Source organism: Pseudomonas sp. 3A(2025) (assembly GCF_054589175.1).
Window position 1 is genome coordinate 271378 of record NZ_BAAILM010000113.1, and the last position, 22051, is coordinate 293428.

Genomic DNA, 22051 nt, shown 5'->3' on the forward strand with positions numbered 1-22051 from the left:
CGGTCGTTATTTCGTGTCCCTGCTGTGTGACTTTGAGCCTGAAAAGCTTGCTGTCTCACCCCGCATGATCGGTATTGATCTGGGGATCACAGACCTGTTTACGCGATGCGACGGGAAGAAAGAGCCCAATCCAAAACACACGGCCAAATACGCCGCCCGGCTCGCGCTGCTACAGCGCCGACTGGCCAAAAAGAAGCTCGGCTCAGCCAATCGCCTGAAAGCGAAACGCAAGGTGGCCAGGCTGCACGCAAAAATTTCAGATGCCCGCCAGGACAACCTTCATCAGGTGTCGCGCAGATTGATCAACGAAAACCAAGTGATCTGCGTCGAGTCTTTGAAAGTCAAAAACATGATCAGGAACCGCACGCTGTCCAAAGCCATTGCCGATGCCGGCTGGGGTGAGTTCGCTCGGCAGCTGGAGTACAAGGGGGACTGGGCGGGCCGGCAGATCGTGAGGATTGATCAGTGGTACCCGAGCAGCAAAACCTGTTCAGGTTGTGGTCATGTACTGGTCAGATTGTCACTCTCAACTCGAACGTGGGCATGCCCATCGTGCAACGCCGAGCATGACCGCGACACCAATGCTGCAAAGAATATCAAAGCCGTGGGACTCACGGTGCTAGCCTGTGGAGAGCGTGTAAGACCAATGGCTCAAGTAGCCTGAGGCTGTGCTCTGTGAAGCAGGAATCCCCTTCCTTTGCACCTGTGGCGATGATCGAAGATCGAGGTGGGGGAGGACGTCAAGTACGGCTCGTTGTTCAGGATTGGAAAAAATCAGGGTTGAACAGATAAGGTCAGTCTTCACTGAAGGCCACCTGGCGGGTGGCGCGAAAGCGCGGCAGCAGCATCAGCGCGATGATCACAGCGGTCACGATCAGCAGGGTCAGGCTCAGCGGGCGCTGGAAAAACACCAACGGATCGCCGCGCGACAGCAACATGGCGCGGCGCAGGTTTTCTTCCATCATGGGGCCGAGGATGTAGCCCAGCAGCAGCGGCGCCGGTTCGCAGCGCAGCTTGATGAACAGGTAACCGAGCAAGCCGAAACCCACGGTCAGCAGCACGTCGAACAGGCTGTTGTTGACGCTGTACACGCCGATGCAGCAGAACAGCAGAATCGCCGGGTACAGCAAACGGTACGGCACCGACAGCAGGCGCACCCAGATGCCGACCAAGGGCAGGTTGAGCACCAGCAGCAACAGGTTGCCGATCCACATGCTGACGATCAGGCCCCAGAACAGCTCGGGGCGCTCTTCGATCACCTGCGGGCCGGGCACGATGCAGTGGATCATCATCGCGCCGGCCATCAGCGCCATGACCGCATTCGACGGCAGGCCCATGACCAGCATCGGAATGAACGAGGTCTGTGCACCAGCGTTGTTGGCCGACTCAGGCCCGGCGACGCCTTCGATGGCGCCCTGGCCGAAGCGCTCGGGCTGTTTGGCCAGGCGTTTTTCGATCATGTACGAGGCGAACGAGCCGAGCATCGCGCCGCCGCCGGGCAGGATCCCCAGCAACGAGCCCAACCCTGTGCCACGCAGAATCGGCTTCCATGAGCGACGATAGTCGTCGCGGCTGGGCAACAGGCGCCCGACACGGGCGATTTTTTGCTGGCCGGTGTGGTCGCGTTCCAGGTTGGCGATGATCTCGGCGATGCCGAAGATGCCCATCGAGATCACCACGAAGCTGATGCCGTCACTCAGTTGCGGCAGGCCGAAGGTGAAGCGCTCGACGCCGGAGTTCACATCGGTGCCGACCATGCCCAGCAACAGGCCGAGAATGGTCATCGCCAAAGCGCGCAGCACATCGCCCTGGGCCAGAACGATGGCGGCGACCAGACCCAGTAGCATCAGCGAGAAGTAATCGGCCGGCCCGAACTGCAAGGCAAAGGCTGCCAGCGGTGTCGCAGCAGCGGCCAATAATAGAATCGCCAGGCTGCCGGCGATGAACGAGCCAATGGCGGCAATCGCCAGCGCCGCGCCCGCCCTGCCCTGTCGCGCCATGGCGTGGCCGTCAATGCAGGTGACCACCGAGGACGATTCGCCCGGCAGGTTGACCAGAATCGCGGTGGTCGAGCCGCCGTATTGCGCGCCGTAATAGATGCCCGAAAGCATGATCAGCGCCGCCGACGGCGTCAGCCCGTAGGTGATCGGCAGCAGCATGGCGATGGTCGCCACCGGCCCCAGCCCCGGCAAGACGCCGACCAGGGTGCCGAGGGTCACACCCAGCAGGCAATACAGCAGGTTCTGGACCGTGAAGGCCGCATCCAGGCCCATACTCAGGTGTGCAAGCAGCTCCATGACCAATCCTCAGACCGGCAACACGGGCAGGTTCAGGCCCAGTGCCCAGGCAAATACCAGTGCACTGAAACCACCCAGCACGCTGCCCAGCACAGTCAGTTCGGTGAAGCTGGCCTTGCGCCGCGCCAGGCCGCTGAGCAAGGTCATCGCCAGGGTCGCCAGTGCCAGGCCGAGGCTCGGCAGTAGCACAGCAAACGCCACCACGCTGCCGATGATCGACAGCCCCGGACGCCAGCTGAACAACCCGCCCAGCCCGACCTGCTCTTCGGAAAACGCCAGCCCGCGCAGCAGAATGAACGCGCCCAGTGCGCTGAGCAGTGCGCCGATCAACAGCGGAAAGTAACCGGCGCCCATGCGCATCACCGTGCCGATGCTGTACTCGCCAGCCAGGCTCAACGCCACGCCGCCAAAGCCCAGAAACAGCAATCCTGCGCAGACGTCGCGGGCATCGCTGACCCGCGCCTGCCAGAGTTTCATGGCTGCACCTTGACGGTTGCCTGGGCCACAGGGGTTTGCAGGACAGCGCTGAACGACTGATCGAACAGGCTGGCCGCAGGATAAGACTTGATCAACCCCAGGCCGCTGAAGAAGTCGACGGTCTGCTGCGCGCCGCTGATGACCGAGGCATCCAGCGGGCCGAGGTCGGTGCGGGCGCGGCCGAACCAGGCACGGGCGATGTCGCTGTCGGCACGCGTGCGCTGGGCCCAGGCATCGGCATATTGCTCGGTGTGCGCAGCATCCTGACGTGCCCAGTCACGGGCTTTTTTCAGACGCTTGAGAAAGTCTTCGATGGCGGCGCGTTTTTCGACGATGGCCTTGTCATTGGCGACCACGTAGCTCTGCGCCGGGATCAGGTCTTTAGCGGTGGCCAGTACGCGCGCGCCCTGGCGTTCCTGTTGAGTCACATAGGGCTCCCAGGTGGCGATGACATCCACCGAACCGCCGTCCAGTGCATGGGAGGCGTCCAGTGCGCTGAGGTAACGCAGCTCCAGCGCATCACGCGGCACGCCGGCCTTGTCCAGCGCGGTGAGCAGCAGTTGCTGACTCCAGGAGCCCTTCCAGATCGCGGCGCGCTTGCCGCGCAGATCAGCCAGGGTCTTGATCGGCGAGTCCTTGGCGACCAGGATCGCCACGCCATCAAGGTTCTGACGGCTGACCGCAATCACTTTGATCGGTGCACCCAGCGCGCCGAGAAACAGCGGCGGCGCATCGCCCAGCAAGCCGATGTCGAGGCTGCCGACGTTGAGCGCTTCGGCTACCGGCGAGCCGGCGGTGAATTGCTTGAATTCCAGGGTATAGGGCAGGTCATCAAGCACCTTGGCCGCTTCCATCACCGCACGGGTATTGAAGCTCTGGTCGCCGACATTCAGGGTCAGCGCCGAGGCAGAAAAGCTCAAGGCAGCAGCGAGCAGGCCGACGGCCAGTTGCAGGGGTTTACGCACGATAAGTCTCCACGGGCCGCAACGGCCTGGAATGGGGAGCCCGATCCGCGTGTGCGGTCTCTGACTGCCTGAGTCGATTCAGGAAAGGATGGGATCAGCCCTGACGGGCCGCAATTTTGGCGCGGGTCAGCGGCAGCAGTTCGCGGCCGTAATCACGGGCGTCTTCGATCGGGTCGAAACCACGGATCAGAAAGGTGGTCACGCCAAGCTCGTAGTAGGCGACAAAGGCATCGGCCACTTGCTCGGGGGTGCCGACCAGCGCGGTGGAGTTGTGGCCACCGCCGACCAGCCCGGCAATGCCGGTCCACAGCCGCTCGTCGACGCGATCCCCCTTGGCCACCGTGTCACGCAGGCGCTGGGCGCCGACGCTTTGCGGCTTGTGGGCGATCACGGGACCGGCCTGTTCGATGCGCTGGCGGGCGACGGTCAGGATCTGGTCGGCCTTGGCCCAGGCGGCGTCTTCGGTGGCAGCGACGATTGGCCGGAACGACACGCTGAACTGCACTTCACGGCCGTGACGGGCCGCCTGGGCGCGAACCTTTTCGATGGTCTCGCGGGTCTGCTCCAGTGACTCGCCCCACAAGGCGAAGACATCGGCGTGCTTGCCGGCCACCTGCAAGGCGGCCTCGGACGAGCCACCGAAATACACCGGCAAGTGCGGCTGTTGCAGCGGCTTGATCGCCGAGAACGCGCCTTGTGCCTGATAGAAAGTGCCTTGGTGATCGAAGGGTTTTTCGTCGGTCCAGACCCGGCGCACCACGTCAAGAAACTCATCGCTGCGGGCGTAGCGCTGGTCGTGGTCGAGGTAGTCGCCGTCCTTGCGCTGCTCGGCATCGCTGCCGCCACTGATGATGTGCACCGCCAGGCGGCCGTCGAGCACATGGTCCAGCGTCGCCAGCTTGCGCGCCGCCAGGGTCGGCGAAACGAAGCCCGGGCGATGGGCGAGCAGGAAGTTGATTTTCGAAGTGGCCTGGCCGGCCAGCGCGGTGACCAGGAAGCCATCCGGTTGATCGGACCAGTAACCGACCAGAATACGGTCGAAGCCTGCCTGTTCGTGGGCCTGGGCGCTGTCGACGATAAAGGCCTTGTCAAAGATGGGGCCGGCCGCAGCCAGCGTTTCCGAGGACAGTCGGTGACCGATCATGCCGATGAATTGAACGCTCATAGGGGTCTCCTTGATAGCGAATCGCGCATTAGCGGTTATAAATTAACCGTTGCTAAAAACCTTTTCGCATAAGCTATCGAGAAGCGTACCGCTTGTGAAATGCAATTTAGTCATAACCTAATATGAAAAAGATGCATTAAAACTCATCACCTGATAGAGCGCGCTTGCCGATACTGGCGCGGCGTAAAACCGGTCAGGGTCTTGAACTGGCGGCTGAAAGCGCTGTGGTCGGTGTAGCCGCATTGCAGGGCAACCTCGGTGATCGGCAAGTCGGTGTGCAACAGCCGGTGGGCGTGTTCCAGGCGCACCTTGTGGATCATCTGCCGGGGCGTGAGGTGGAACACCCGCTTGCAGTAGCGCTCCAGTTGCGCCACGGAGATGCCGGCCAGGGCGGTCAACTCACTGAGGCTGATGGGCCGCTGGAAGTGCGCGCGAATATAGTCGTCCACCGCCGCCAGACGCTGGTAAGCCGGGTGGCTATCGCTGGCCGATTGCAGGTCCACCGAAATCCCTACCAGGCCGATGATTTCATCACGGCGGTTGTACAAGGGCCGCTTGTGGGTCAGGCACCAGCCGGGCTGGCGGCTGCCGTACAAGTGCAGCTCCAGCTGGTCTTCCAGCACCTGGCCTTTTTCCAGCACGCGCCGGTCCTGCTCGGTGTAGCCGCTGCCCAACTGTGCCGGAAACACGTCGGCGCTGGTCTTGCCCAGCAACGGCGCCAGGTGCTTGAAGCCACAGCGCTGCACCAGCGTATGGTTGGCCAGCAGGTAGCGCGCCTGCACATCCTTGATGAAGATCACCGCATTGGGGATCACATCGAGCATGGGCAACAGCGCCAGGGCGCCGGCCAGTAGCTGGTCGATGGTTTCCGGTCGCTGTGCGGGGTTTTCCTGAGCCAGTGCTGCCAGTGCCGATTGCATCATGTCCTCATTCCCTAGCTTTAGCGCCGAAGCGCAGATTGCCAGACTGTGCCGATTTCGTCATCGCGCATGACGAAAACCCTCAAGCGTTGCCTAGTCGATGAGCGCACTGTAGAGCCACGTCTTCCCCGCCATCGTCTCAAGGGATAAAAGCATGAAACAGGTCCGGGTCATTGATTCGCACACCGGCGGCGAGCCCACGCGTCTGGTGATCGACGGTTTTCCCGCGCTGCCGGGCGCGACCATTGCCGAGCAACGCGATGCCCTGCGTGACACGCATGACCAGTGGCGCCGCGCCTGCCTGCTGGAGCCGCGCGGCAACGATGTGCTGGTCGGCGCACTGCTGTGCGCGCCAGTGACAGCGGGCGCTGTGTGCGGGGTGATCTTTTTCAATAACGCAGGGTATCTGGGCATGTGCGGCCACGGCACCATCGGCCTGATTGCGTCCCTGCAGCACCTGGGCGGCATCGGCCCCGGCGAGCACCGCATCGATACGCCAGTCGGCCTGGTGACCGCCACCTTGCATGACGATGGCGAGGTGACCATTGGCAATGTGCCGTCGTATCGCTACCGCCAGCAGGTCGCAGTAGAGGTGCCTGGCTACGGGCTGTTTCACGGCGACATTGCCTGGGGCGGTAACTGGTTCTTTCTGGTCAGCGAACACGGCGAGACGCTGCAATTGAGCAATGCCGAGCGTCTGACCGACCTGACCTGGAAGATGCTCCAGGCGTTGCAGGATCAAGGCATTCATGGCGCCGACGGCGCGCCGATCGACCATATAGAACTGTTTGCCGATGACGATCAGGCCGACAGCCGCAACTTTGTCATGTGCCCCGGCAAAGCCTACGACCGCTCGCCCTGCGGTACCGGCACCAGCGCCAAGCTGGCGTGCCTGGCCGCCGACGGCAAGCTGGCGCCGGGTGAACGCTGGGTGCAGGCGAGCATCACCGGCAGCCGTTTCGAAGGTCGCTATAAATGGGATGGCGAGCGCGTGCGGCCGTTTATCACCGGCCGCGCCCACATGACTGCCGACAGCACGCTGCTGATCGATGAACAGGATCCGTTTGCCTGGGGCATCTGATACGCCCCCTTCTCTACTCCGAATCGAATCGAGGAATCGCGATGAACAGCAATCCGTTTAACGGCACCCTGCCCGCCCTGATGACCCCGTGCACCGCCGAGCGCAAACCGGACTTCGATGCGCTGGTGCGCAAGGGCCGCGAGCTGATCGATATCGGCATGAGCGCCGTGGTGTATTGCGGCTCGATGGGCGACTGGCCGTTGCTCACCGAGGCCGAGCGCCAGGAAGGTGTGGCACGCCTAGTGGCGGCAGGCGTGCCGACCGTGGTCGGCACCGGCGCGGTCAACAGCCGTGAAGCGGTGGCGCATGCCGCCCATGCGGCCAACGTCGGCGCGCATGGCCTGATGGTCATCCCGCGGGTGCTGTCGCGCGGCTCGTCGGCAGCAGCACAAAAAGCCCACTTTGCGGCGATTCTGGACGCGGCGCCGAACCTGCCGGCGGTGATCTACAACAGCCCGTACTACGGCTTTGCGACCCGCGCCGAGCTGTTTTTCGAGCTGCGCCGCCAGCACCCGAACCTGATCGGCTTCAAGGAATTTGGCGGCGCGGCCGACCTGCGTTATGCCGCCGAGCACATCACTTCAGGCGACGATGCCGTAACGCTGATGGTCGGCGTCGACACCCAAGTGGTGCATGGCTTTGTCAACTGCAACGCCAGCGGCGCGATTACCGGCATCGGCAACGCCCTGCCGCGTGAGGTGCTGCAACTGGTGGCTTTGAGCAAACAGGCCGCCCTTGGCGATGCCAGGGCCCGGCGTCAGGCTACGGAGCTGGAATCGGCGCTGGCGGTGTTGTCGTCGTTCGATGAAGGCGCTGATCTGGTGCTGTATTACAAACACCTGATGGTGCTCAACGGCGACCTCGAATACACCTTGCACTTCAATGAGACCGACACCCTCAGCAAAGCCCAGCGCGGTTATGCCGAGCAGCAGTACACGCTGTTTCGCCACTGGTACGCGCAGTGGTCGGCCGAGCAAGACTTCACCTGATTACTGCAATCAATGCCTCACCTTACCAACGGAGCGCCCATGCAGGCACAGGACACAGCAGACATCATCGTAGTCGGCGCAGGGATCGTCGGTGTCGCCTGCGCCCTGCAACTGGCCCGGCAGAACCTGCGCGTGGTGCTCGTCGACCGCCAGGCGCCAGGCCAGGGCGCGTCGTTCGGCAATGCCGGGCATCTGGCCACCGAACAGGTGTTCCCGATTGCCGATGCGTCGATTCTCAAGCGCCTGCCAGGCATGCTCATGGACCCGATGGGGCCGTTGCGCCTGGACTGGAAATACCTGCCGCACGCCCTGCCCTGGCTGACCCGCCTGCTGCTGAACCTGCGCCCCGAGCCCTTCCAGCGTACGGTGGCGGGCCTTCGTGCACTCAATGAACGCAGCCTGGCGGCGTGGCAACGTTTGCTGACCAGTATCGAGCGGCCCGAGCTGTTCCGGCACGAGGGCTCGCTATTGATGTTCGAGCGCGCCGAGTCGCGGGCCGCTCTAGAGGCCTTGCAGGCGCGCATGCGCCAGCAACAGGTGCCTGTCGAGCACTGGCAGGCGGCACAGGTGCGCGACAAGGTTCCGGCGTTGAGCGGGCATATTCAGGGCGGGCTGTTTTTTCCCGGCACCGGGCACTTTATCGACCCGTATCAGGTGGTCAACGCGCTGGTCGACGCGGCCAAAGCCTGTGGCGTGCAGTTTATGCAGCGCGAGGTCTCGGGCGGGTATATGCACCCACAAGGCGTATGCCTGACCACAGCACAAGGCCCGTTACAGGCGCACCGGGTGTTGATTGCCTGTGGCGCGCATTCGGCCGGGCTGACTCAGGCACTGACCGGTAAAAAAGTGCCGCTGGACACCGAGCGCGGCTATCACCTGATGCTGCCCAACGAGGCGCAGCGCCTGCCGTTTGCGGTGACCTCACTGGAGCGCAAGTTCATCATGACGCCCATGAACGGCGGCTTGCGGCTGGCCGGCACGGTGGAGTTCGCAGGCCTGCAGCGCCCGCCGAGAATGGAGCGGGCCTGGCAGTTGCATCGGTTGAGCAAAGGCTTGTTCAGGAATGAACTGAATGCCGAAGGCGCTACGCCATGGATGGGCTTTCGGCCCTCGCTGCCGGACTCGCTGCCGATCATCGATCAGGTAGAAAACGGTCGGGTTTTGCTCGCGTTCGGCCATCAACATCTGGGGCTGACCCAGGCGGCGGTAACGGCTGAGATGCTTGTCGGCAAGGCTCAAGCCTGGGCAACCATGACGCGGCCACGACTTGAGCCCTACCGGTTGAGCCGCTTCCAGGAATAAAGCCCGGCGTCAAGAGGTCGCGCCTTTATGGGGTATCCGTAAAGTCCAGATCGATCACCTGATAGAAAGCTGCTGCGGTGTCGGCGATATTCCAGATGGCCAGCAGTACATGGTGGCCTGTACGCTCAGGCAGGGGAATATCATGAATCGTAGGGTTCCTCACCATCAATTCTTTTTCCGCGTCAGCCCCCCAATAAGGCTGATACGTATTCAGAACGGTATGGATAGGGGCATCTTCCAGGTGCGCCCTGACCAGTTGTTCATTGTCGTCCCAGCCCTCTCTGGTGAGCCAGTAAGTCCAGCGCCGCGTCTTATGCGGCATCGAGTAATTCCATTCGATGGTCAAGGTCGAGCTGGATTTGACCGGGTGCTTGGGCCAGATGTCTCCTGGCCTGTTGAGCAAAATGCGCTCATCGGTATGCCCGCCGCTGGCAATCAAGCCATCTGCTGGCGGCGCCTTACCCAGTACATCATCGGGAGCATCAGGATCCTTGTAGTCGCCTTCAGTGCCGGGAAACCCCTTGCCACCTTCGACTTCATTGGACTGACCCAGATCGATTTCTCCTCTTTCAAACAAGATGACCGAGCGCGACTTTGGGCTGGTCACGCGCCCGTGCCGGGGTTGGCCGGCTTCGATATAGGCGAAAATCTGATCCAGCGTGTCCTTGATCAGAAGTTTGAGGTCTCTGTTTCTCATGGTGCTATCTCCATCAGTTAAGAAAGTCACCTGGACAGCGCATGGCTAGCCCGACTTCCTGACTGCTGGAGCCGTTCATTTGATGTCCTTGGACAATCGGTCCGCTTCCTTGATTTGCGGACAACCGAAAGCTAGCAGATCCGTCTTTGCCGCACACCTGACAGAAATGACAGTGCCCCTGCACCGTTCGGCGCCTCGACGTATTGAAGATCAATCCCGGACAACAGCCCCCATAGCACCGACCTTGATATCAGGGACCGATGGCCGCTTGAACCTGAACGCGCACCACAACACCCCTATCCAGGCGGGAATCATGAACACTGAAATACGGATGCCGGGAATCATCAGCATGATGATCAGGATCATCGCCATGAACGCCAGGCACAGGATATTGCCGGCCGGGTACCACAGCGCCTTGAACAACAATGCCTCGCCCCTGGCGTTCATGGCCTTGCGAAAGCGCACGTGGGTCAAGGTGATCATGACCCAGTTGATCAACAGCGCCGCCACGGCCAGGGTCATCATCAGTTCAAAGGCATTGCCCGGCACCAGGTAGTTGATCAGCAGGCATACGCCGGTTACAGCGGCGCTGGCAATCACCGCCGGCACGGGCACACCCCGTTGATTGACCTTGAGGAACACCTTGGGCGCATTGCCTTGTTCGGCCAGGCCAAACAGCATGCGGCTCATGCAATAGGCGCCACTGTTATAAACCGACAAGGCAGCGGTCAGGATCACGAAGTTCAGGACATGGGCGGCAACATCACTGCCGATCAGTGAGAAGATCTTCACGAACGGGCTGGCGCCATAGGCGTCTTGCGAAGCCGACAGGCTGACCAGCAACTGATCCCACGGATACAGCGACAGCAGCAAGGTCAGGGCGCCGACATAGAAGATGATGATGCGGTACACCACCTGATTGATCGCCTTGGGAATCACCCGCCGTGGGTTATCGGACTCGGCAGCGGTAATACCGATCATTTCCATGCCGCCAAAGGCAAACAGGATGAAGGCCATCGCCATCATCATTCCGCCAACACCGTTGGGAAAGAAACCGCCGTGCGCCCACAGGTTACTGACCGAGGCCTGCGGACCGCCGTCACCGCTGACCAGCAGGTAACTGGCCAGGCAGATCATGCCGATAATGGCGAACACCTTGATGATCGCGAACCAGAACTCGGTCTCGCCAAAGGCTTTGACGTGGGTCAGGTTGATCAGATTGACCAGTACAAAGAAGGCAGCCGCACTGGCCCAGATGGGTATTTGCGGCCACCAGAACTGCACGTACTTGCCCACGGCGGTCAGTTCGGCCATGCACACCAGGGCGTACATCATCCAGTAGTTCCAGCCCGACAGAAAACCGGCGAAGCGTCCCCAGTACTGTGTGGCGAAGTAACCGAAAGAGCCTGCCACCGGTTCCTGAACCACCATCTCGCCCAGCTGGCGCATGATCAGAAAAGCAATGAATCCGGCAATCGCGTAACCCAGAATCATTGAGGGCCCGGCTGTTTTCAATACCCCTGCCGAGCCCAGAAACAGCCCGGTGCCGATCGCACCGCCCAGCGCAATCAGCTGGATATGCCGACTGCTGAGGCCGCGTTTCAACTCGGCCGTTGGATGATCGTTCATGACGTACCTTTTTATTATTGGATTAAGTGGGTAACAGAAAGTCAGGTTGTCTTCTATCTCATGGCTGAGCGCGTCTCTCGTAGGAGCTGCTTCAGCAGCGAAATGGCCATGTCAGGCGCTGAAGTGGAAGTGCCTGATAAATTTTCGCTGCTAAAGCAGCTCCTACGATGTCCGTGTTCAGTCGCTATAGCTTGTAAATGCCATGCCATCACAAGGTAGAGCGCAGGCTCCAGAGTTCAGGAAACAGTTCGGTGTCGAGCATCTTGCGCAAGTAACCGACGCCTTCGGTGCCGCCGGAGCCTTTCTTGAAGCCGATGATGCGTTCGACGGTTGTTACATGGCGGAAACGCCATTGCCGGAACGAGTCTTCGAGGTCGATGAACTTCTCGGCCAGTTGATACAGGTCCCAGTATTGATGCGGTTGCTGGTAGACGATTTTCCACGCCGCCTCCACCGACTCATCATGCTGAGTCCGTGAATTTGAAACCCGCGCCAAGCGCTCGGGGCTGATTTCAAGCCCGGCCTTGGCCAGCAGGCCAATGGCTTCGTCGTAAAGCGAAGGCGCTTCAAGGGTCTTTTGCAGTTCGGCCATCAGTTCCGGGCGATGCGCGTGGGGCTGCAACAGCGGCACGCTCTTGTTGCCGAGGATGAATTCGATCTCGCGGTACTGGAATGACTGGAACCCGGAGGACTCGCCGAGCGACGGACGAAACGCCACGTATTCGCTCGGCGTCATGGTCGCCAGCACGGTCCAGGCATGCACCAGTTGATCGAAGATGCGCGAGACACGCGCCAGCATCTTGAACGCCGGCGGCAGATCGTTGAGTTTCAGTTGCTCACGCGCGGCGCGCAGCTCGTGCAGCATCAGCTTCATCCACAGCTCGGAGGTCTGATGCTGAATGATGAACAACAACTCGTTGTGGTCACTCGATAGCGGATGCTGGGCGCTGAGAACCCGCTTGAGGTCCAGGTAATCACCGTATGACATGGCATCGGTGAAATCCAGTTTGGCGTCGTGCCAGGTTTGAGTGGCATTGGCCTGGGTAGCGTTGGCTTGAGAGTACGGGCATTGGCTCATGGGGCGCTCCTCAAGTCACTGAATGACGGGTCTGGAATTGCGGATCGCGCCATTGCTCGTTGTCGAGCACCTCGACCAGCGCCTGCACGGCAAGCCCGACATCGACAAACGAGGTGTACAGCGGGGTAAAACCAAAGCGCATGATGCGCGGCTCGCGGTAGTCGCCGATCACGCCTTTGGCAATCAGTGCCTGCACCACGGCATAGCCTTCGGGGTGTTCGAAGCTGACGTGGCTGCCACGCTGGTCGTGCACGCGTGGAGTAATCAGGGTCAGCGGGTGATCCTTGCAGCGCTCCTCGACCAACTGGATGAACAGGTCAGTCAGCGCCAGCGATTTAGTGCGCAGGGCCTGCATGCTGGTTTTGGCGAAAATATCCAGGCCGCACTCGACCATGCCCAGCGACACCAGCGGCTGGGTGCCGCACAAGTAGCGAGCAATGCCCGAAGCCGGCTCGTAGTGCGGCTCCATCGCAAACTGTCGCGCATGCCCCCACCAGCCCGACAGTGGCTGCCAGGCCTTGTCGCACAGCGCCGGCGAAACCCAGACGAAGGCCGGCGAACCGGGCCCGCCATTGAGGTATTTGTAGGTGCAGCCAATCGCATAGTCGGCATTGGCGGCCTTGAGCTCAACCGGCACGGCACCGGCCGAGTGCGCCAGGTCCCACAAGGCCAGCGCGCCGTGCTGATGGATCAGCTCGGTGGTGGCGGTCATGTCGTACATGTGCCCGCTCTTGTAGTTGACGTGAGTCAGCAGCACCAGCGCCACCTGCTCGTTCAGCAGCGACGCCAGGTCGTGCGGCTTATCGATCAGGCGCAGCTCGTAGCCTTGCTGCAACAGGTCGGCCAGGCCTTCGATGACATACAGGTCGGCGGGGAAGTTGTGCAGCTCGGACAGAATGATTTTGCGCTGCGGGGCGCGTTCGGTCTGAATGCGCAGCCCGGCCGCAAGAATCTTGAACAGGTTGACGGTGGTGGTATCGGTAATCGCCACCTCACCGCTGTCGGCGCCGATCAGGGTCGCCAGCTTGTCACCCAGCCGGGTCGACAAGGTGCTCCACTGCGCCGTGTTCCAGCTGCGAATCAGGCCCTCGCCCCACTCTTTTTCGATCATCTGCGTGGCCCTGGCCAGCGACGCCTTTGGGCGGGCACCCAATGAGTTGCCGTCCAGATAAATTACGCCCTCAGGCAAGGCAAACTCATCGCGCAGGGCCGCCAGAGGGTCGGCGAGATCCAGCTCGCGCAGGTGTTGTTCTTGTTCTGTCGACATGGGTGTTTATCCTTTCAGGGGCCGCAATACGGCGCGAACCGGACTGGCGTCCAGATGAGAGAAGCGCAGGGGCAAGGCAATCAGTTCAAAGTCGCCTTCGGGCACGGCATCCAGCACGATGCCTTCCAGAATCGCCATATCGAAGCGCTCGACCGTGTGGTGAGCGTCCAGCGTCTTGGAGTTCTGAGGATCGAGCGACGGGGTGTCGATGCCGATCAGGCGAACGCCACGGCGGGCCAGTAGTTCGATGGTGGCCGGCGCGACGGCGGTAAAGTCCGGGTCCCAGTGGGTCAGTGGAGCCGTTTGATAGGTGCGCAGCAGCACACGGGCGGGCACGTCATCGAGTTGATGCTCGATATCCGCAGGCTCGACCAGCGCGCCACTGCCCAGGCAATAAATGACCCGGCACGGCCCCATGTAGATATCGAGCGAGACCTCGCCGATCGGCAGGCCGTCGGCGCTGTAGTGCAAGGGTGCATCGACATGCGCCCCGGTATGAGGAGACAGCGTTATGCGCCCGACATTGACCGGGCATTGTGGCCCGACGGCCCAGACGCGTTCCTCTTGAAACGGCGTGTCGCCCGGCCATGTGGGGGTGTGCGTATTGAGTGGCGGGCTGATGTCCCACCACGCTTTTTCAGGTTTCATTATTGTTGTGCTCCCTCGAAGCCTGAACAGAATTTTATCGGCGAGGAGACAGAATTATCTTGCCAATTCATCGAGCCAATGCGATTTAATCCGCAGATTATTCGAACAAGAACATAAAAAACGAAGGATTCTGCACTCATGAAACTGGACAGTATTGATCTGCGCATCCTGGCGTTTCTGAATCAGGACGGGCGCATGAGCAATCAGGATCTTGCCGAAAAAATCTCGCTATCGCCCTCGGCCTGCCTGCGTCGTTTACGCAATCTGGAAAGCGAAGGGATCATTGCCGGTTACGGCGTTCGACTGGACGCCGCCAAACTGGGGATCGAGGTGCATGCGATGGTCAACGTCAATGTGCGACAGGATATCGAAGGCTGGCACGAGCGATTTGCCGAAGCCCTGCAACGCTGGCCGGAAGTTGCCGATGCCTGGATCGTGACCGGTGCCAGCAACTATCTGTTGCGGGTGCGCACCCGCAACCTCACGCATTACACCGACTTTATCGTCAACCAGTTGAATGCCACGCCGGGGGTGACGGACATCCGCTCCGACATCATTCTGCAAAGCCTGAAGTCCAGGGACAACCTGCTCGACCTTGTGCGGCCTACCAGCCAGACCGGCAAGGCGGCGATATGAATACCCGATTCGTAGAAACCTTCGTGCTGCTGGCCCATGTCGGCAGCGTGCGGCAAGTGGCCAAACAGTTGAATTCCACGCCCGGTGCCATTTCCATGCGGGTGCGCAAGCTGGAGGAAGAACTGGGTACGGTGCTGTTCAACTGGGACCATAAGACCCTGCAGATCACCGATGAGGGTCTGCGTTTGCTGCCGCATGCGCAGCGCCTGCTGGAGGCGACCCAGAGCTTTCAACGGGCCGCCAGTTCGCCCGCCAGAGCACAAGGGCGTATCCGCATCGCCGTGATCGAGACCGTCGTGCACACCTTTTTACCGGACTTCATGAAGTTCATGAGCCGGACCCTGCCCGATGTCACGATCGACCTGTCGGTTGAATTGACCGTGCACGCCAAAGAGCAACTGATGCGCCGCGAAGTCGACCTGATCGTGCGGGTGATCGCCGATGACGGCGATAATCCCTTTGCCATGACCCGAGCGATTGCCGACGTGCCCATTCATTGGGTCGCACGCCCGCGAACGGTGCCGGCACGCGACCGGGTGCGCAAAGTGTTGGGCCAGCAACTGTTGACGCAAATGCGCGGCTCCGCGCCCTACGAGGCCGCGGTCAACCTCGCCCGGCAACTGGCAGCAGAACACGGCGTGCTGGCCAGCGAGCTGCGGATATCGGGTTCACCGTCATTGGCGGCACTGGTGTCTCTGGTCAGAGAAGGCGTTGGCGTGGCGATCATGCCAGGGATTCTGGTCAAGGACTGCCTGGACAGTGGCGAGCTGCAGGAACTGCCGCTGCCCAGCCCTGCGTCATTCAGGATCGGCACCTCGCATATGAAGAATGTATCGCCGCTGGTGGCCGAGGTGGCCGACATCGTCGGCAAGGTCTGCCGTACTTACTGCAAGCGCCAGGGGGAGCACTGGATCGTCAGCCTGGGATGACCTGCTGGATAAAGAACCTGTTCAGTAAAATTGAACAGCCAGGGCGATTATTACTCGATAGACACAGCCTGGGCGTTGTTCAAAGAATGAGTTCCCCTGTGTAAGGCTGGAGCCTTGACGATGAGCACCCTCTGGAACAACCCCTCCGAGTTTCGCCAGGCCGTTCGGGCCGGCCGTTTTACGGCTCCCACTGCCGATGTCTGCCCTGGCTACACGCAAGGCAACCTGGCCATTCTGCCAAGAGAATACGCCGATGAATTCTTGCGCTTCGCGCGTCTTAATCCCAAGTCGTGCCCTATTATCGGCATGACCGAGCCGGGTGACAGCCGGGTGCCTGAGCTGGGCGATGTCGACCTGATCGGCGATGTGCCTGCTTACTGTGTGTTCCGCGACGGTGAGCAAGTAGACGAGGTGACGAACCTGAAAGACCTGTGGAACGATGACCTGGTAGGCTTCGTGATTGGCTGTTCGTTTTCCTTTGAAGGCGCGCTGCTTGAAGCCGGGGTACCGATTCGCCATATCGAACAAGGCACCAATGTGCCGATGTACGTCTCCAACATTGCCAATGGCAAGGCTGGGCGTTTCGGTGGTACCACGGTGGTGAGCATGCGCCCGATGACCCCGGCGCAGGCCATCCGCGCCGTGCAGGTCACCTCGCGGTTTCCGAGTGTGCACGGTGCGCCGGTGCATCTGGGCGACCCGGCGCAGATCGGTATTCGCGATGTGGATGCGCCCGACTTTGGCGAGCGCTCGCTGATCAAACCCGGCGAAATCCCGGTATTCTGGGCTTGCGGCGTCACGCCCCAGCAAGCCATTCGCAGCGCCCGCCCTTCATTCGCCATCACCCACAAACCGGGGCATATGGTGGTCACCGACATTCTCAACAGTCATCTGGCAGTATTTTGAGAGGAGCCCTGAGGCCCACATGCAAACCCCCGACCGCGCTATCGAGACCTACATTCGAGCCAAGGATGGCAATCGACCCGACCTGCTGCGCCAGGCATTCGCGCCCCAGGCAACGCTGGAAATGGTGGTCAACACCAGCGCCATCAGCTTTCCGTCCAGGGTCGAAGGCGCCGCCGCCATTGCACAGGTTCTGGTCAGTCGCTTCAACCAGCAGTATGAAAACATCTACACCTTCTGCCTCGGCGAACCACCGGCCAAAGGGGTAGCGGCACACACCTGTAAATGGCTGGTGGGCATGTCGGTCAAAGACACCGCAGAGGTGCGCGTGGGCTGTGGTCAATATCACTGGCAGTTCGATCCAGCGTCGGGACTGGTGATGCATTTGACCATCGGCATCGAACACATGCAGGTCAATACAGTCAATGACTTGCTACCGGTCATGGATTGGTTGCAAGGCCTGGATTATCCGTGGTGCCAGGCTGAGGACGTGATTGCGCGAGCGCCGCAACCTGGCAATATTGCACCTGTGATCGAGTACCTGAAATCCCTTTGACTGAAGGCGGCCCATGACGACCGGAACGACACGGATGTACAACTGGCTGATGACGGCACTGCAAGTGCTGGTCTACAGCGCCGGCTGCGCTGTTACCGGTATTGTTCTGGGCTCGTCGTTTGACTGGGCAAGCCCGCTGCTGGCCACCGTGGTGTTGATCCTCATCATGCTGGTGCTTGCCACCTGCGTGCATGAGGCCGGTCACTGGCTGGGCGCCCGCCTGGCCGGAATGACCGTGCTGTATGTGCAGGTGTTTGGCATCGAGCTGCAGTTGCACAAGTATGGTTGCCGGGTACGCGGGTGGCGCGGGTTCAGTTTCCTGTCGCTGCTCGGCTATGTGTTTGCGGTGCATACCCCTTATAAGCCGATGCGACCCGCGCAACTGCTGTTTGTTGCGATGGGCCCGCTGCTGAACGTGCTGGTGGGCCTGGTCTCGCTGGGGCTGAGCGCAATTTTCTGGCCATATCCCAATCTGCTGCTGGCCTTTGCCACGATCAACCTGACGCTGGGGCTCTGCAACCTGATCCCCACTCAAAGCCGGGTACACAGCGATGGCTTTCAGTTGCTGACCTGGTGGCGCAAGCCCGACGAAGGCCAGCCCGCCTTTGCCCATGCGCGCCTGCTGGCGTTATACACGGCAGGCGTTGCTGCCGAGCAACTGCCGGCCGCCGATCTTGAACAGTTGGACCTGCAACCGATGCCGATGCCGTTGATTGCCCTGTCGCTAAGGCTCAGCGCCTTGCAAACCGCCGGTGACTGGCCGGGTACCTTGCGCCTGCATGAGGAGATGAAAGCGTTGCTGGCCGCCAACCCCGCTGCGCTCAAGCCCTGCGCGGCCACCATTGCGCTGGTGGAACAGGAAATGCGTTTCTGCCAGGCCATGGCTCAGGCCAATGCCGACAGCCTCGATACCCTCAAGCGTAATCGCGATGTCGAGTGGTACGCGCCTATCCTGACCCCGCGTTGCAATGCGCTGCGGGCTGCATTGCAGGGCGACAAACGCCTGGCCGAGCAGCATCTGGGCGCGGCGCAACGGCTCGCCGAACAATCGCAGATTCGCGCGCTCGCGCCATTCGAAGCCGCGATGGCGGCGCATATCAGGGCGCTGATGTGATCCCTGCTGCCGCAGCGATGCGCGCCTGGTGCAGGCAATTGGTCAGGTGCAGGCGCATCGCGGCGCGGGCGCCCTCGGTGTCGGCGTGCGCAATGGCGGCGTAAATCTGCTCGCGCTCACGAATGTGCCATGTGCGTTGCTGCTCAGTCATGGCGATGGCGGGCTGTTGCACGGCGGTCATTCGCGTATTGCCCATGTGCGTCATGGCATCGATAAAGAAGCGGTTGCCGGTGCACAGGGCAATCTGCAGGTGAAACTGAAAATCGATGTGCCCGCGCTCTTCGCTGACCGGCGCCAGGCCATTGGCCTGATCCAGTGCCGCGCGCAGGGCCTGCAATTGATCGGCGTTGGCCCGTTGCGCGGCAATGGCTGCCGCCTCGATCTCCAGGCTCAGACGCAGCTCGATCAGGGCGACCACATCCAGGGCGGCGCCCTCGACATCGCGGCTGCCCTGAAAATCACCTGGCCCGGTGGCGTCGACCACGAAGGTGCCAATGCCCCGGCGGGTTTCGACCAGGCCCTCGGCCTGCAAGCGCGACATGGCTTCGCGCACCACGGTGCGGCTGACGCCGCGTTCCAGGGTCAAGGCCTGTTCGGTGGGTAATTTACTGCCCGCCGGCAGTTCGCCGGCAAGGATTTGACGCGACAAGTCGAGCACCAGTTGCTGGGCCAGACTCAGGCGTCGTTCAGGAGAAGAACTCGGCATGCAGGGATCCATTCGAACCAGAAGATGTCAGGAGTATAAGCACAGCCTTGCGCTGATTCGCATTATAATCCCCGTCGGTCTTAGTAGAGTTTGACAATGCCGGATTCATTATCACCCGCTCCGAACAAACCTCGTCGCCTTGCGGAATCTCTGGTTGAACGTTTTGCGCAGCGCATGCGCGACGGCACGCTCAAGCGTGGCGAAAAAATGCCCACCGAAGCAGACATCATGCACGCCGAAGGGGTCAGTCGCACCGTGGTACGCGATGCCCTGTCGCGCTTGCAGGCGGCAGGACTGGTTGAAACCCGCCACGGGGTTGGCACTTTTGTACTCGATATGCCGGCGCCCGAGGGTTTTACCATTGGCCCGGCCACGATCGTGCAGTTGTCCGATGTACTGGATTTGCTCGAATTTCGCCTGAGTGTCGAAGTGCAAGCGGCGGGTATGGCGGCCGAACGCGCCACCCCGCAAGCCCTTGCCGAGGTCGAGCATGCGCTGAAGGCTCTGTTGCTGGGCCCGGAAAAGTCCGGCAGTACCACCAATGCCGACTTTCAGTTTCACCTGCAGATCGCCAAGGCCTCCGGCAATCTTTATCTGATCGACATCATGAAGCACCTGGGGACCAAGCTGATCCCGCGCACCCGCATGAACTCGGCGTATACCGGGCAAACCAGTCGCAGCACCTACCTGGCGGGGATCAACCTGGAACACCAGCAGATCTTCGATGCCATTACCAGCCGCCAGGTGGATGCGGCGCGTGCGGCCATGTACCTGCACCTGAGCAATAGCCGCATGCGCCTGCGTGAAGCGCAACAGTCACAAGCGCTTTACCAGGAGTAAGGCGTCGCGATCATTGCGGTTTTGGCTCGACCTCGTTGAAGGTCAGGCCCTGGCTGTTGCTGACCTGCCATGATGGCGCCTGACCGGTCTCGCTGAAGCGCACGTTATCGAAGCGCGAGTCTTTCAGGCCGTTGATCTTCGCCACCGCCGGACCACTGAAGCGCACCCGCTCGAACACCAGTTCCTGGTGGTAGGCATCGTGTTCGCTGTCACCCTTGACCTCAATCGCCGTGTTGGCGTTTTCCACCGTCACGTCGCTGACCCGTACATCGCGGAACTGGCCCGGGATGGTCGAGCGCTGGTAATCGAGCTTGGCGTTGGGGTCGTGGTAATCGAGGGTGAAGATAAAGGCCTGCTTGACCGTGTTACGAATCGCCGAATCACGGAAGGTGATATTGCGTGCGCCACCGCCCATGAAATTGGTGCTCTTCATGCGCAAGCCGGCATCGGTGCCATCGGAGACGTTGTCTTCAGCCACGATGTTCTGGATCCATGCGCCGGTATGGCTGCCCGCGACTACCATGCCGTGACCTTTGCGGAAGTAGTTGTTGAAGATCCACGCCTCTTCCTGGGGCTTTTGCTTGACGGCCTCGGCGCCGGTGCCGGCTGCAAAGTTGACGCAGTCATCGCCGGTGTCGAAGAAGTTGTTGAACACCATGGCGCCGCGGCTGTTGGCGAACTCGATGCCATCGCCGTTGTTGGCGTCGTAGGTCTTGTGTGTGGTGTTGGCCATCACCACGTTCTCGGTTTCAAGATTCATGATGCCGTGGTACGCCGGGTTGAGTACGGTGAAGCCGCCGTAGAACACGTTCTTGACATCGCGCAGGGTGATCAGCGACGAGCGCATCTGCCCATAAGCGTCTTTGACGTTCAGGCCCTCGGCCACTGCACGTTCGACCTGGACCTTGGCCAGGATGCCGTCCTGCATGTAGCGGGTGTTGTCGCTGGGCAGGTAGAACGGCAGCGACTGGCCACGCTCGTCGACCACATCAGCCTTGCGCTTCCAGCCGTTGCCGTCGATGGTGCCCTTGCCGACGATGCGGATGTTCTCGAACGCCTGGTGCTTGCGCGGGTCACGCGGCAAGGCATTGATCAGCGAAGCCGGGCGCACGGTGGTGGAATACGGGTACTGGATATAACCGTCGCGCGGGTAGTCTTCGGCACGCTCGGAGCCCAGCAGGGTCGCGCCCTCGGCGATTTCAAGGGTCATGTTGCTCTTGAGGTACAGCGCGCCACTTTTGTAGGTGCCTGCCGGCAACAGCACCCTGCAGCCGGCGGTGCAGGCGTCGATGGCGCTCTGGATCGCCGCAGTGTCCAGCGTGGTGCCATCGCCCTTGGCGCCGTGTTTCTTCACATCGAACAAGGCAGGCACGGCCGTGGTGCGCTGCACAACGGTGGCACTGTCAGCCGATTCCTTGCCGTCGCGGCCCACCGAACGCACCGTGAAGCGGTATTCGGTGTCAGGCGCCAGGCCTTGGGCGGTGAAGCTGTGGATCGAGATGCGGTGATGGAAGTTGCGCGTATCCTGCTCGTAGAAGCGGTCGATGTAGGGCTTGGCCGGCGATACCTGATCATTGTTGGCATTGCTGGCGCCCAGCAACTTGCCGTTGGCGTACACGCGGTAGTCCTGGATATCGGCATGACCGGCCGGTTTTTCCCAGACCAGAATGATCTGCTGGTCGTCATAGGCCAGGGTCGGCACCTGCACCTTGACCGGCGCTTCGAGTGCCAGCAGCGGCAGGCTGAAGCCCATGAGCAGCGCGGCACAGGCCGATTTTGCCAGCGGGAAACGAGGCAGCGTTACAGAGGGGTGTACAGAGGGCATGGGGTCTTCCTTGTTATTGTATGAATC

Annotated in this window: 22 protein-coding genes; 10 read left to right on the forward strand and 12 right to left on the reverse strand. The window is 61.2% G+C overall.

The genetic code is table 11. The annotated features are described in order from the left end of the window. Window positions 1-664 (forward strand): RNA-guided endonuclease TnpB family protein (locus ACYP2A_RS27845; RefSeq protein WP_459749144.1); only part of this gene is annotated, 664 nt, incomplete at its 5' end. A 130-nt stretch (window positions 665-794) separates the two neighbouring features. On the opposite strand, the gene ACYP2A_RS27850 is transcribed toward ACYP2A_RS27845, so the two are convergent. The 5 genes from ACYP2A_RS27850 to ACYP2A_RS27870 form a co-directional block, all read right to left on the reverse strand. After that, window positions 795-2297 carry a tripartite tricarboxylate transporter permease gene (locus ACYP2A_RS27850; RefSeq protein ID WP_459749145.1) on the reverse strand — a complete coding sequence of 501 codons (1503 nt, stop codon included), beginning with the start codon at window positions 2295-2297 and terminating at the stop codon, window positions 795-797. 9 nt (window positions 2298-2306) lie between these two features. Next, the gene (locus tag ACYP2A_RS27855; protein WP_459749146.1) at window positions 2307-2774 is read right to left on the reverse strand and encodes a tripartite tricarboxylate transporter TctB family protein; all 468 of its coding nucleotides are present in this window, start codon (window positions 2772-2774) and stop codon (window positions 2307-2309) included. Then, window positions 2771-3739 (reverse strand): ABC transporter substrate-binding protein, encoded by a 969-nt coding sequence (locus ACYP2A_RS27860; RefSeq protein WP_459749147.1) that lies wholly within the window; start codon window positions 3737-3739, stop codon window positions 2771-2773. Before ACYP2A_RS27860 ends, ACYP2A_RS27855 begins: the two co-directional genes overlap by 4 nt. Window positions 3740-3833: 94 nt before the next feature. Then, window positions 3834-4904 carry an LLM class flavin-dependent oxidoreductase gene (locus tag ACYP2A_RS27865; RefSeq protein WP_459749148.1) on the reverse strand — a complete coding sequence of 357 codons (1071 nt, stop codon included), beginning with the start codon at window positions 4902-4904 and terminating at the stop codon, window positions 3834-3836. A 146-nt stretch (window positions 4905-5050) separates the two neighbouring features. Then, a complete protein-coding gene (locus tag ACYP2A_RS27870; protein WP_459749149.1) occupies window positions 5051-5827 on the reverse strand; it encodes a PAS domain-containing protein in 777 nt (258 codons plus the stop codon). 151 nt (window positions 5828-5978) lie between these two features. Between ACYP2A_RS27870 and ACYP2A_RS27875 the strand changes: the two genes are divergently transcribed. The 3 genes from ACYP2A_RS27875 to ACYP2A_RS27885 are packed head-to-tail and all read left to right on the forward strand — an operon-like array spanning window position 5979 to window position 9196. Beyond that, complete coding sequence (locus ACYP2A_RS27875; RefSeq protein WP_459749150.1) at window positions 5979-6905, forward strand: 4-hydroxyproline epimerase; 927 nt, start codon at window positions 5979-5981, stop codon at window positions 6903-6905. 41 nt (window positions 6906-6946) lie between these two features. Continuing rightward, a complete protein-coding gene (locus tag ACYP2A_RS27880; RefSeq protein ID WP_459749151.1) occupies window positions 6947-7894 on the forward strand; it encodes a dihydrodipicolinate synthase family protein in 948 nt (315 codons plus the stop codon). A gap of 39 nt (window positions 7895-7933) precedes the next feature. Further along, the gene (locus tag ACYP2A_RS27885) at window positions 7934-9196 is read left to right on the forward strand and encodes an NAD(P)/FAD-dependent oxidoreductase (protein ID WP_459749152.1); all 1263 of its coding nucleotides are present in this window, start codon (window positions 7934-7936) and stop codon (window positions 9194-9196) included. 25 nt (window positions 9197-9221) lie between these two features. Here ACYP2A_RS27885 and ACYP2A_RS27890 read toward each other — a convergent pair whose 3' ends face one another. The 5 genes from ACYP2A_RS27890 to kynB all read right to left on the reverse strand — a co-directional run bounded on the left by ACYP2A_RS27890 (window position 9222) and on the right by kynB (window position 14515). Beyond that, window positions 9222-9893, reverse strand: coding sequence for a lytic polysaccharide monooxygenase auxiliary activity family 9 protein (locus ACYP2A_RS27890; protein ID WP_459749153.1), 672 nt, complete (start codon window positions 9891-9893; stop codon window positions 9222-9224). A gap of 210 nt (window positions 9894-10103) precedes the next feature. Beyond that, window positions 10104-11522, reverse strand: coding sequence for an amino acid permease (locus ACYP2A_RS27895; RefSeq protein WP_459749154.1), 1419 nt, complete (start codon window positions 11520-11522; stop codon window positions 10104-10106). A 208-nt stretch (window positions 11523-11730) separates the two neighbouring features. Beyond that, window positions 11731-12600, reverse strand: coding sequence for a tryptophan 2,3-dioxygenase (gene kynA, locus ACYP2A_RS27900; RefSeq protein ID WP_459749155.1), 870 nt, complete (start codon window positions 12598-12600; stop codon window positions 11731-11733). A gap of 10 nt (window positions 12601-12610) precedes the next feature. Beyond that, entirely contained in the window at window positions 12611-13867 is a 1257-nt protein-coding gene (gene kynU, locus ACYP2A_RS27905; RefSeq protein ID WP_459749156.1) for a kynureninase, read from the reverse strand. Window positions 13868-13873: 6 nt separating this feature from the next. Further along, a complete protein-coding gene (gene kynB / locus ACYP2A_RS27910) occupies window positions 13874-14515 on the reverse strand; it encodes an arylformamidase (protein WP_459749157.1) in 642 nt (213 codons plus the stop codon). Between the two features lie 138 nt (window positions 14516-14653). On the opposite strand from kynB, the gene ACYP2A_RS27915 reads away from it, so the two are divergent. From ACYP2A_RS27915 to ACYP2A_RS27935, 5 genes are all read left to right on the forward strand, one after another. Continuing rightward, the gene (locus ACYP2A_RS27915; protein WP_459749158.1) at window positions 14654-15151 is read left to right on the forward strand and encodes an Lrp/AsnC family transcriptional regulator; all 498 of its coding nucleotides are present in this window, start codon (window positions 14654-14656) and stop codon (window positions 15149-15151) included. Next, window positions 15148-16080 (forward strand): LysR family transcriptional regulator, encoded by a 933-nt coding sequence (locus tag ACYP2A_RS27920; RefSeq protein WP_459749159.1) that lies wholly within the window; start codon window positions 15148-15150, stop codon window positions 16078-16080. Before ACYP2A_RS27915 ends, ACYP2A_RS27920 begins: the two co-directional genes overlap by 4 nt. A 120-nt stretch (window positions 16081-16200) precedes the next feature. Further along, on the forward strand, window positions 16201-16986 hold the full coding sequence (locus ACYP2A_RS27925) for a putative hydro-lyase (protein WP_459749160.1): 786 nt from the start codon (window positions 16201-16203) through the stop codon (window positions 16984-16986). Between the two features lie 19 nt (window positions 16987-17005). Continuing rightward, window positions 17006-17539, forward strand: a complete 534-nt coding sequence (locus tag ACYP2A_RS27930; protein ID WP_459749161.1) for a hypothetical protein — start codon at window positions 17006-17008, stop codon at window positions 17537-17539. A 13-nt stretch (window positions 17540-17552) separates the two neighbouring features. Further along, window positions 17553-18653, forward strand: coding sequence for a M50 family metallopeptidase (locus ACYP2A_RS27935; protein ID WP_459749162.1), 1101 nt, complete (start codon window positions 17553-17555; stop codon window positions 18651-18653). On the opposite strand, the gene ACYP2A_RS27940 is transcribed toward ACYP2A_RS27935, so the two are convergent. Then, a complete protein-coding gene (locus tag ACYP2A_RS27940) occupies window positions 18637-19359 on the reverse strand; it encodes a FadR/GntR family transcriptional regulator (protein WP_459749163.1) in 723 nt (240 codons plus the stop codon). The genes ACYP2A_RS27935 and ACYP2A_RS27940 overlap by 17 nt on opposite strands. 96 nt (window positions 19360-19455) lie before the next feature. On the opposite strand from ACYP2A_RS27940, the gene ACYP2A_RS27945 reads away from it, so the two are divergent. Beyond that, complete coding sequence (locus ACYP2A_RS27945) at window positions 19456-20199, forward strand: FadR/GntR family transcriptional regulator (RefSeq protein WP_459749164.1); 744 nt, start codon at window positions 19456-19458, stop codon at window positions 20197-20199. 10 nt (window positions 20200-20209) lie between these two features. Here the strand turns inward: ACYP2A_RS27945 and ACYP2A_RS27950 are convergent, their stop codons facing one another. Beyond that, a complete protein-coding gene (locus ACYP2A_RS27950; protein WP_459749165.1) occupies window positions 20210-22024 on the reverse strand; it encodes a glycosyl hydrolase family 28 protein in 1815 nt (604 codons plus the stop codon). Window positions 22025-22051 lie beyond the last annotated feature (27 nt).

Bases quoted from the DNA above. Each gene is read 5' to 3' on its own strand.
- kynB (WP_459749157.1), bottom strand. From the start codon at position 14,515: ATGAAACCTGAAAAAGCGTGGTGGGACATCAGCCCGCCACTCAATACG.
- ACYP2A_RS27920 (WP_459749159.1), top strand. From the start codon at position 15,148: ATGAATACCCGATTCGTAGAAACCTTCGTGCTGCTGGCCCATGTCGGC.
- ACYP2A_RS27930 (WP_459749161.1), top strand. From the start codon at position 17,006: ATGCAAACCCCCGACCGCGCTATCGAGACCTACATTCGAGCCAAGGAT.
- ACYP2A_RS27950 (WP_459749165.1), bottom strand. From the start codon at position 22,024: ATGCCCTCTGTACACCCCTCTGTAACGCTGCCTCGTTTCCCGCTGGCA.
- ACYP2A_RS27850 (WP_459749145.1), bottom strand. From the start codon at position 2,297: ATGGAGCTGCTTGCACACCTGAGTATGGGCCTGGATGCGGCCTTCACG.
- ACYP2A_RS27870 (WP_459749149.1), bottom strand. From the start codon at position 5,827: ATGATGCAATCGGCACTGGCAGCACTGGCTCAGGAAAACCCCGCACAG.
- ACYP2A_RS27890 (WP_459749153.1), bottom strand. From the start codon at position 9,893: ATGAGAAACAGAGACCTCAAACTTCTGATCAAGGACACGCTGGATCAG.
- kynA (WP_459749155.1), bottom strand. From the start codon at position 12,600: ATGAGCCAATGCCCGTACTCTCAAGCCAACGCTACCCAGGCCAATGCC.
- ACYP2A_RS27925 (WP_459749160.1), top strand. From the start codon at position 16,201: ATGAGCACCCTCTGGAACAACCCCTCCGAGTTTCGCCAGGCCGTTCGG.
- ACYP2A_RS27875 (WP_459749150.1), top strand. From the start codon at position 5,979: ATGAAACAGGTCCGGGTCATTGATTCGCACACCGGCGGCGAGCCCACG.
- ACYP2A_RS27940 (WP_459749163.1), bottom strand. From the start codon at position 19,359: ATGCCGAGTTCTTCTCCTGAACGACGCCTGAGTCTGGCCCAGCAACTG.
- ACYP2A_RS27895 (WP_459749154.1), bottom strand. From the start codon at position 11,522: ATGAACGATCATCCAACGGCCGAGTTGAAACGCGGCCTCAGCAGTCGG.
- ACYP2A_RS27880 (WP_459749151.1), top strand. From the start codon at position 6,947: ATGAACAGCAATCCGTTTAACGGCACCCTGCCCGCCCTGATGACCCCG.
- ACYP2A_RS27935 (WP_459749162.1), top strand. From the start codon at position 17,553: ATGACGACCGGAACGACACGGATGTACAACTGGCTGATGACGGCACTG.
- kynU (WP_459749156.1), bottom strand. From the start codon at position 13,867: ATGTCGACAGAACAAGAACAACACCTGCGCGAGCTGGATCTCGCCGAC.
- ACYP2A_RS27915 (WP_459749158.1), top strand. From the start codon at position 14,654: ATGAAACTGGACAGTATTGATCTGCGCATCCTGGCGTTTCTGAATCAG.
- ACYP2A_RS27945 (WP_459749164.1), top strand. From the start codon at position 19,456: ATGCCGGATTCATTATCACCCGCTCCGAACAAACCTCGTCGCCTTGCG.
- ACYP2A_RS27855 (WP_459749146.1), bottom strand. From the start codon at position 2,774: ATGAAACTCTGGCAGGCGCGGGTCAGCGATGCCCGCGACGTCTGCGCA.
- ACYP2A_RS27865 (WP_459749148.1), bottom strand. From the start codon at position 4,904: ATGAGCGTTCAATTCATCGGCATGATCGGTCACCGACTGTCCTCGGAA.
- ACYP2A_RS27885 (WP_459749152.1), top strand. From the start codon at position 7,934: ATGCAGGCACAGGACACAGCAGACATCATCGTAGTCGGCGCAGGGATC.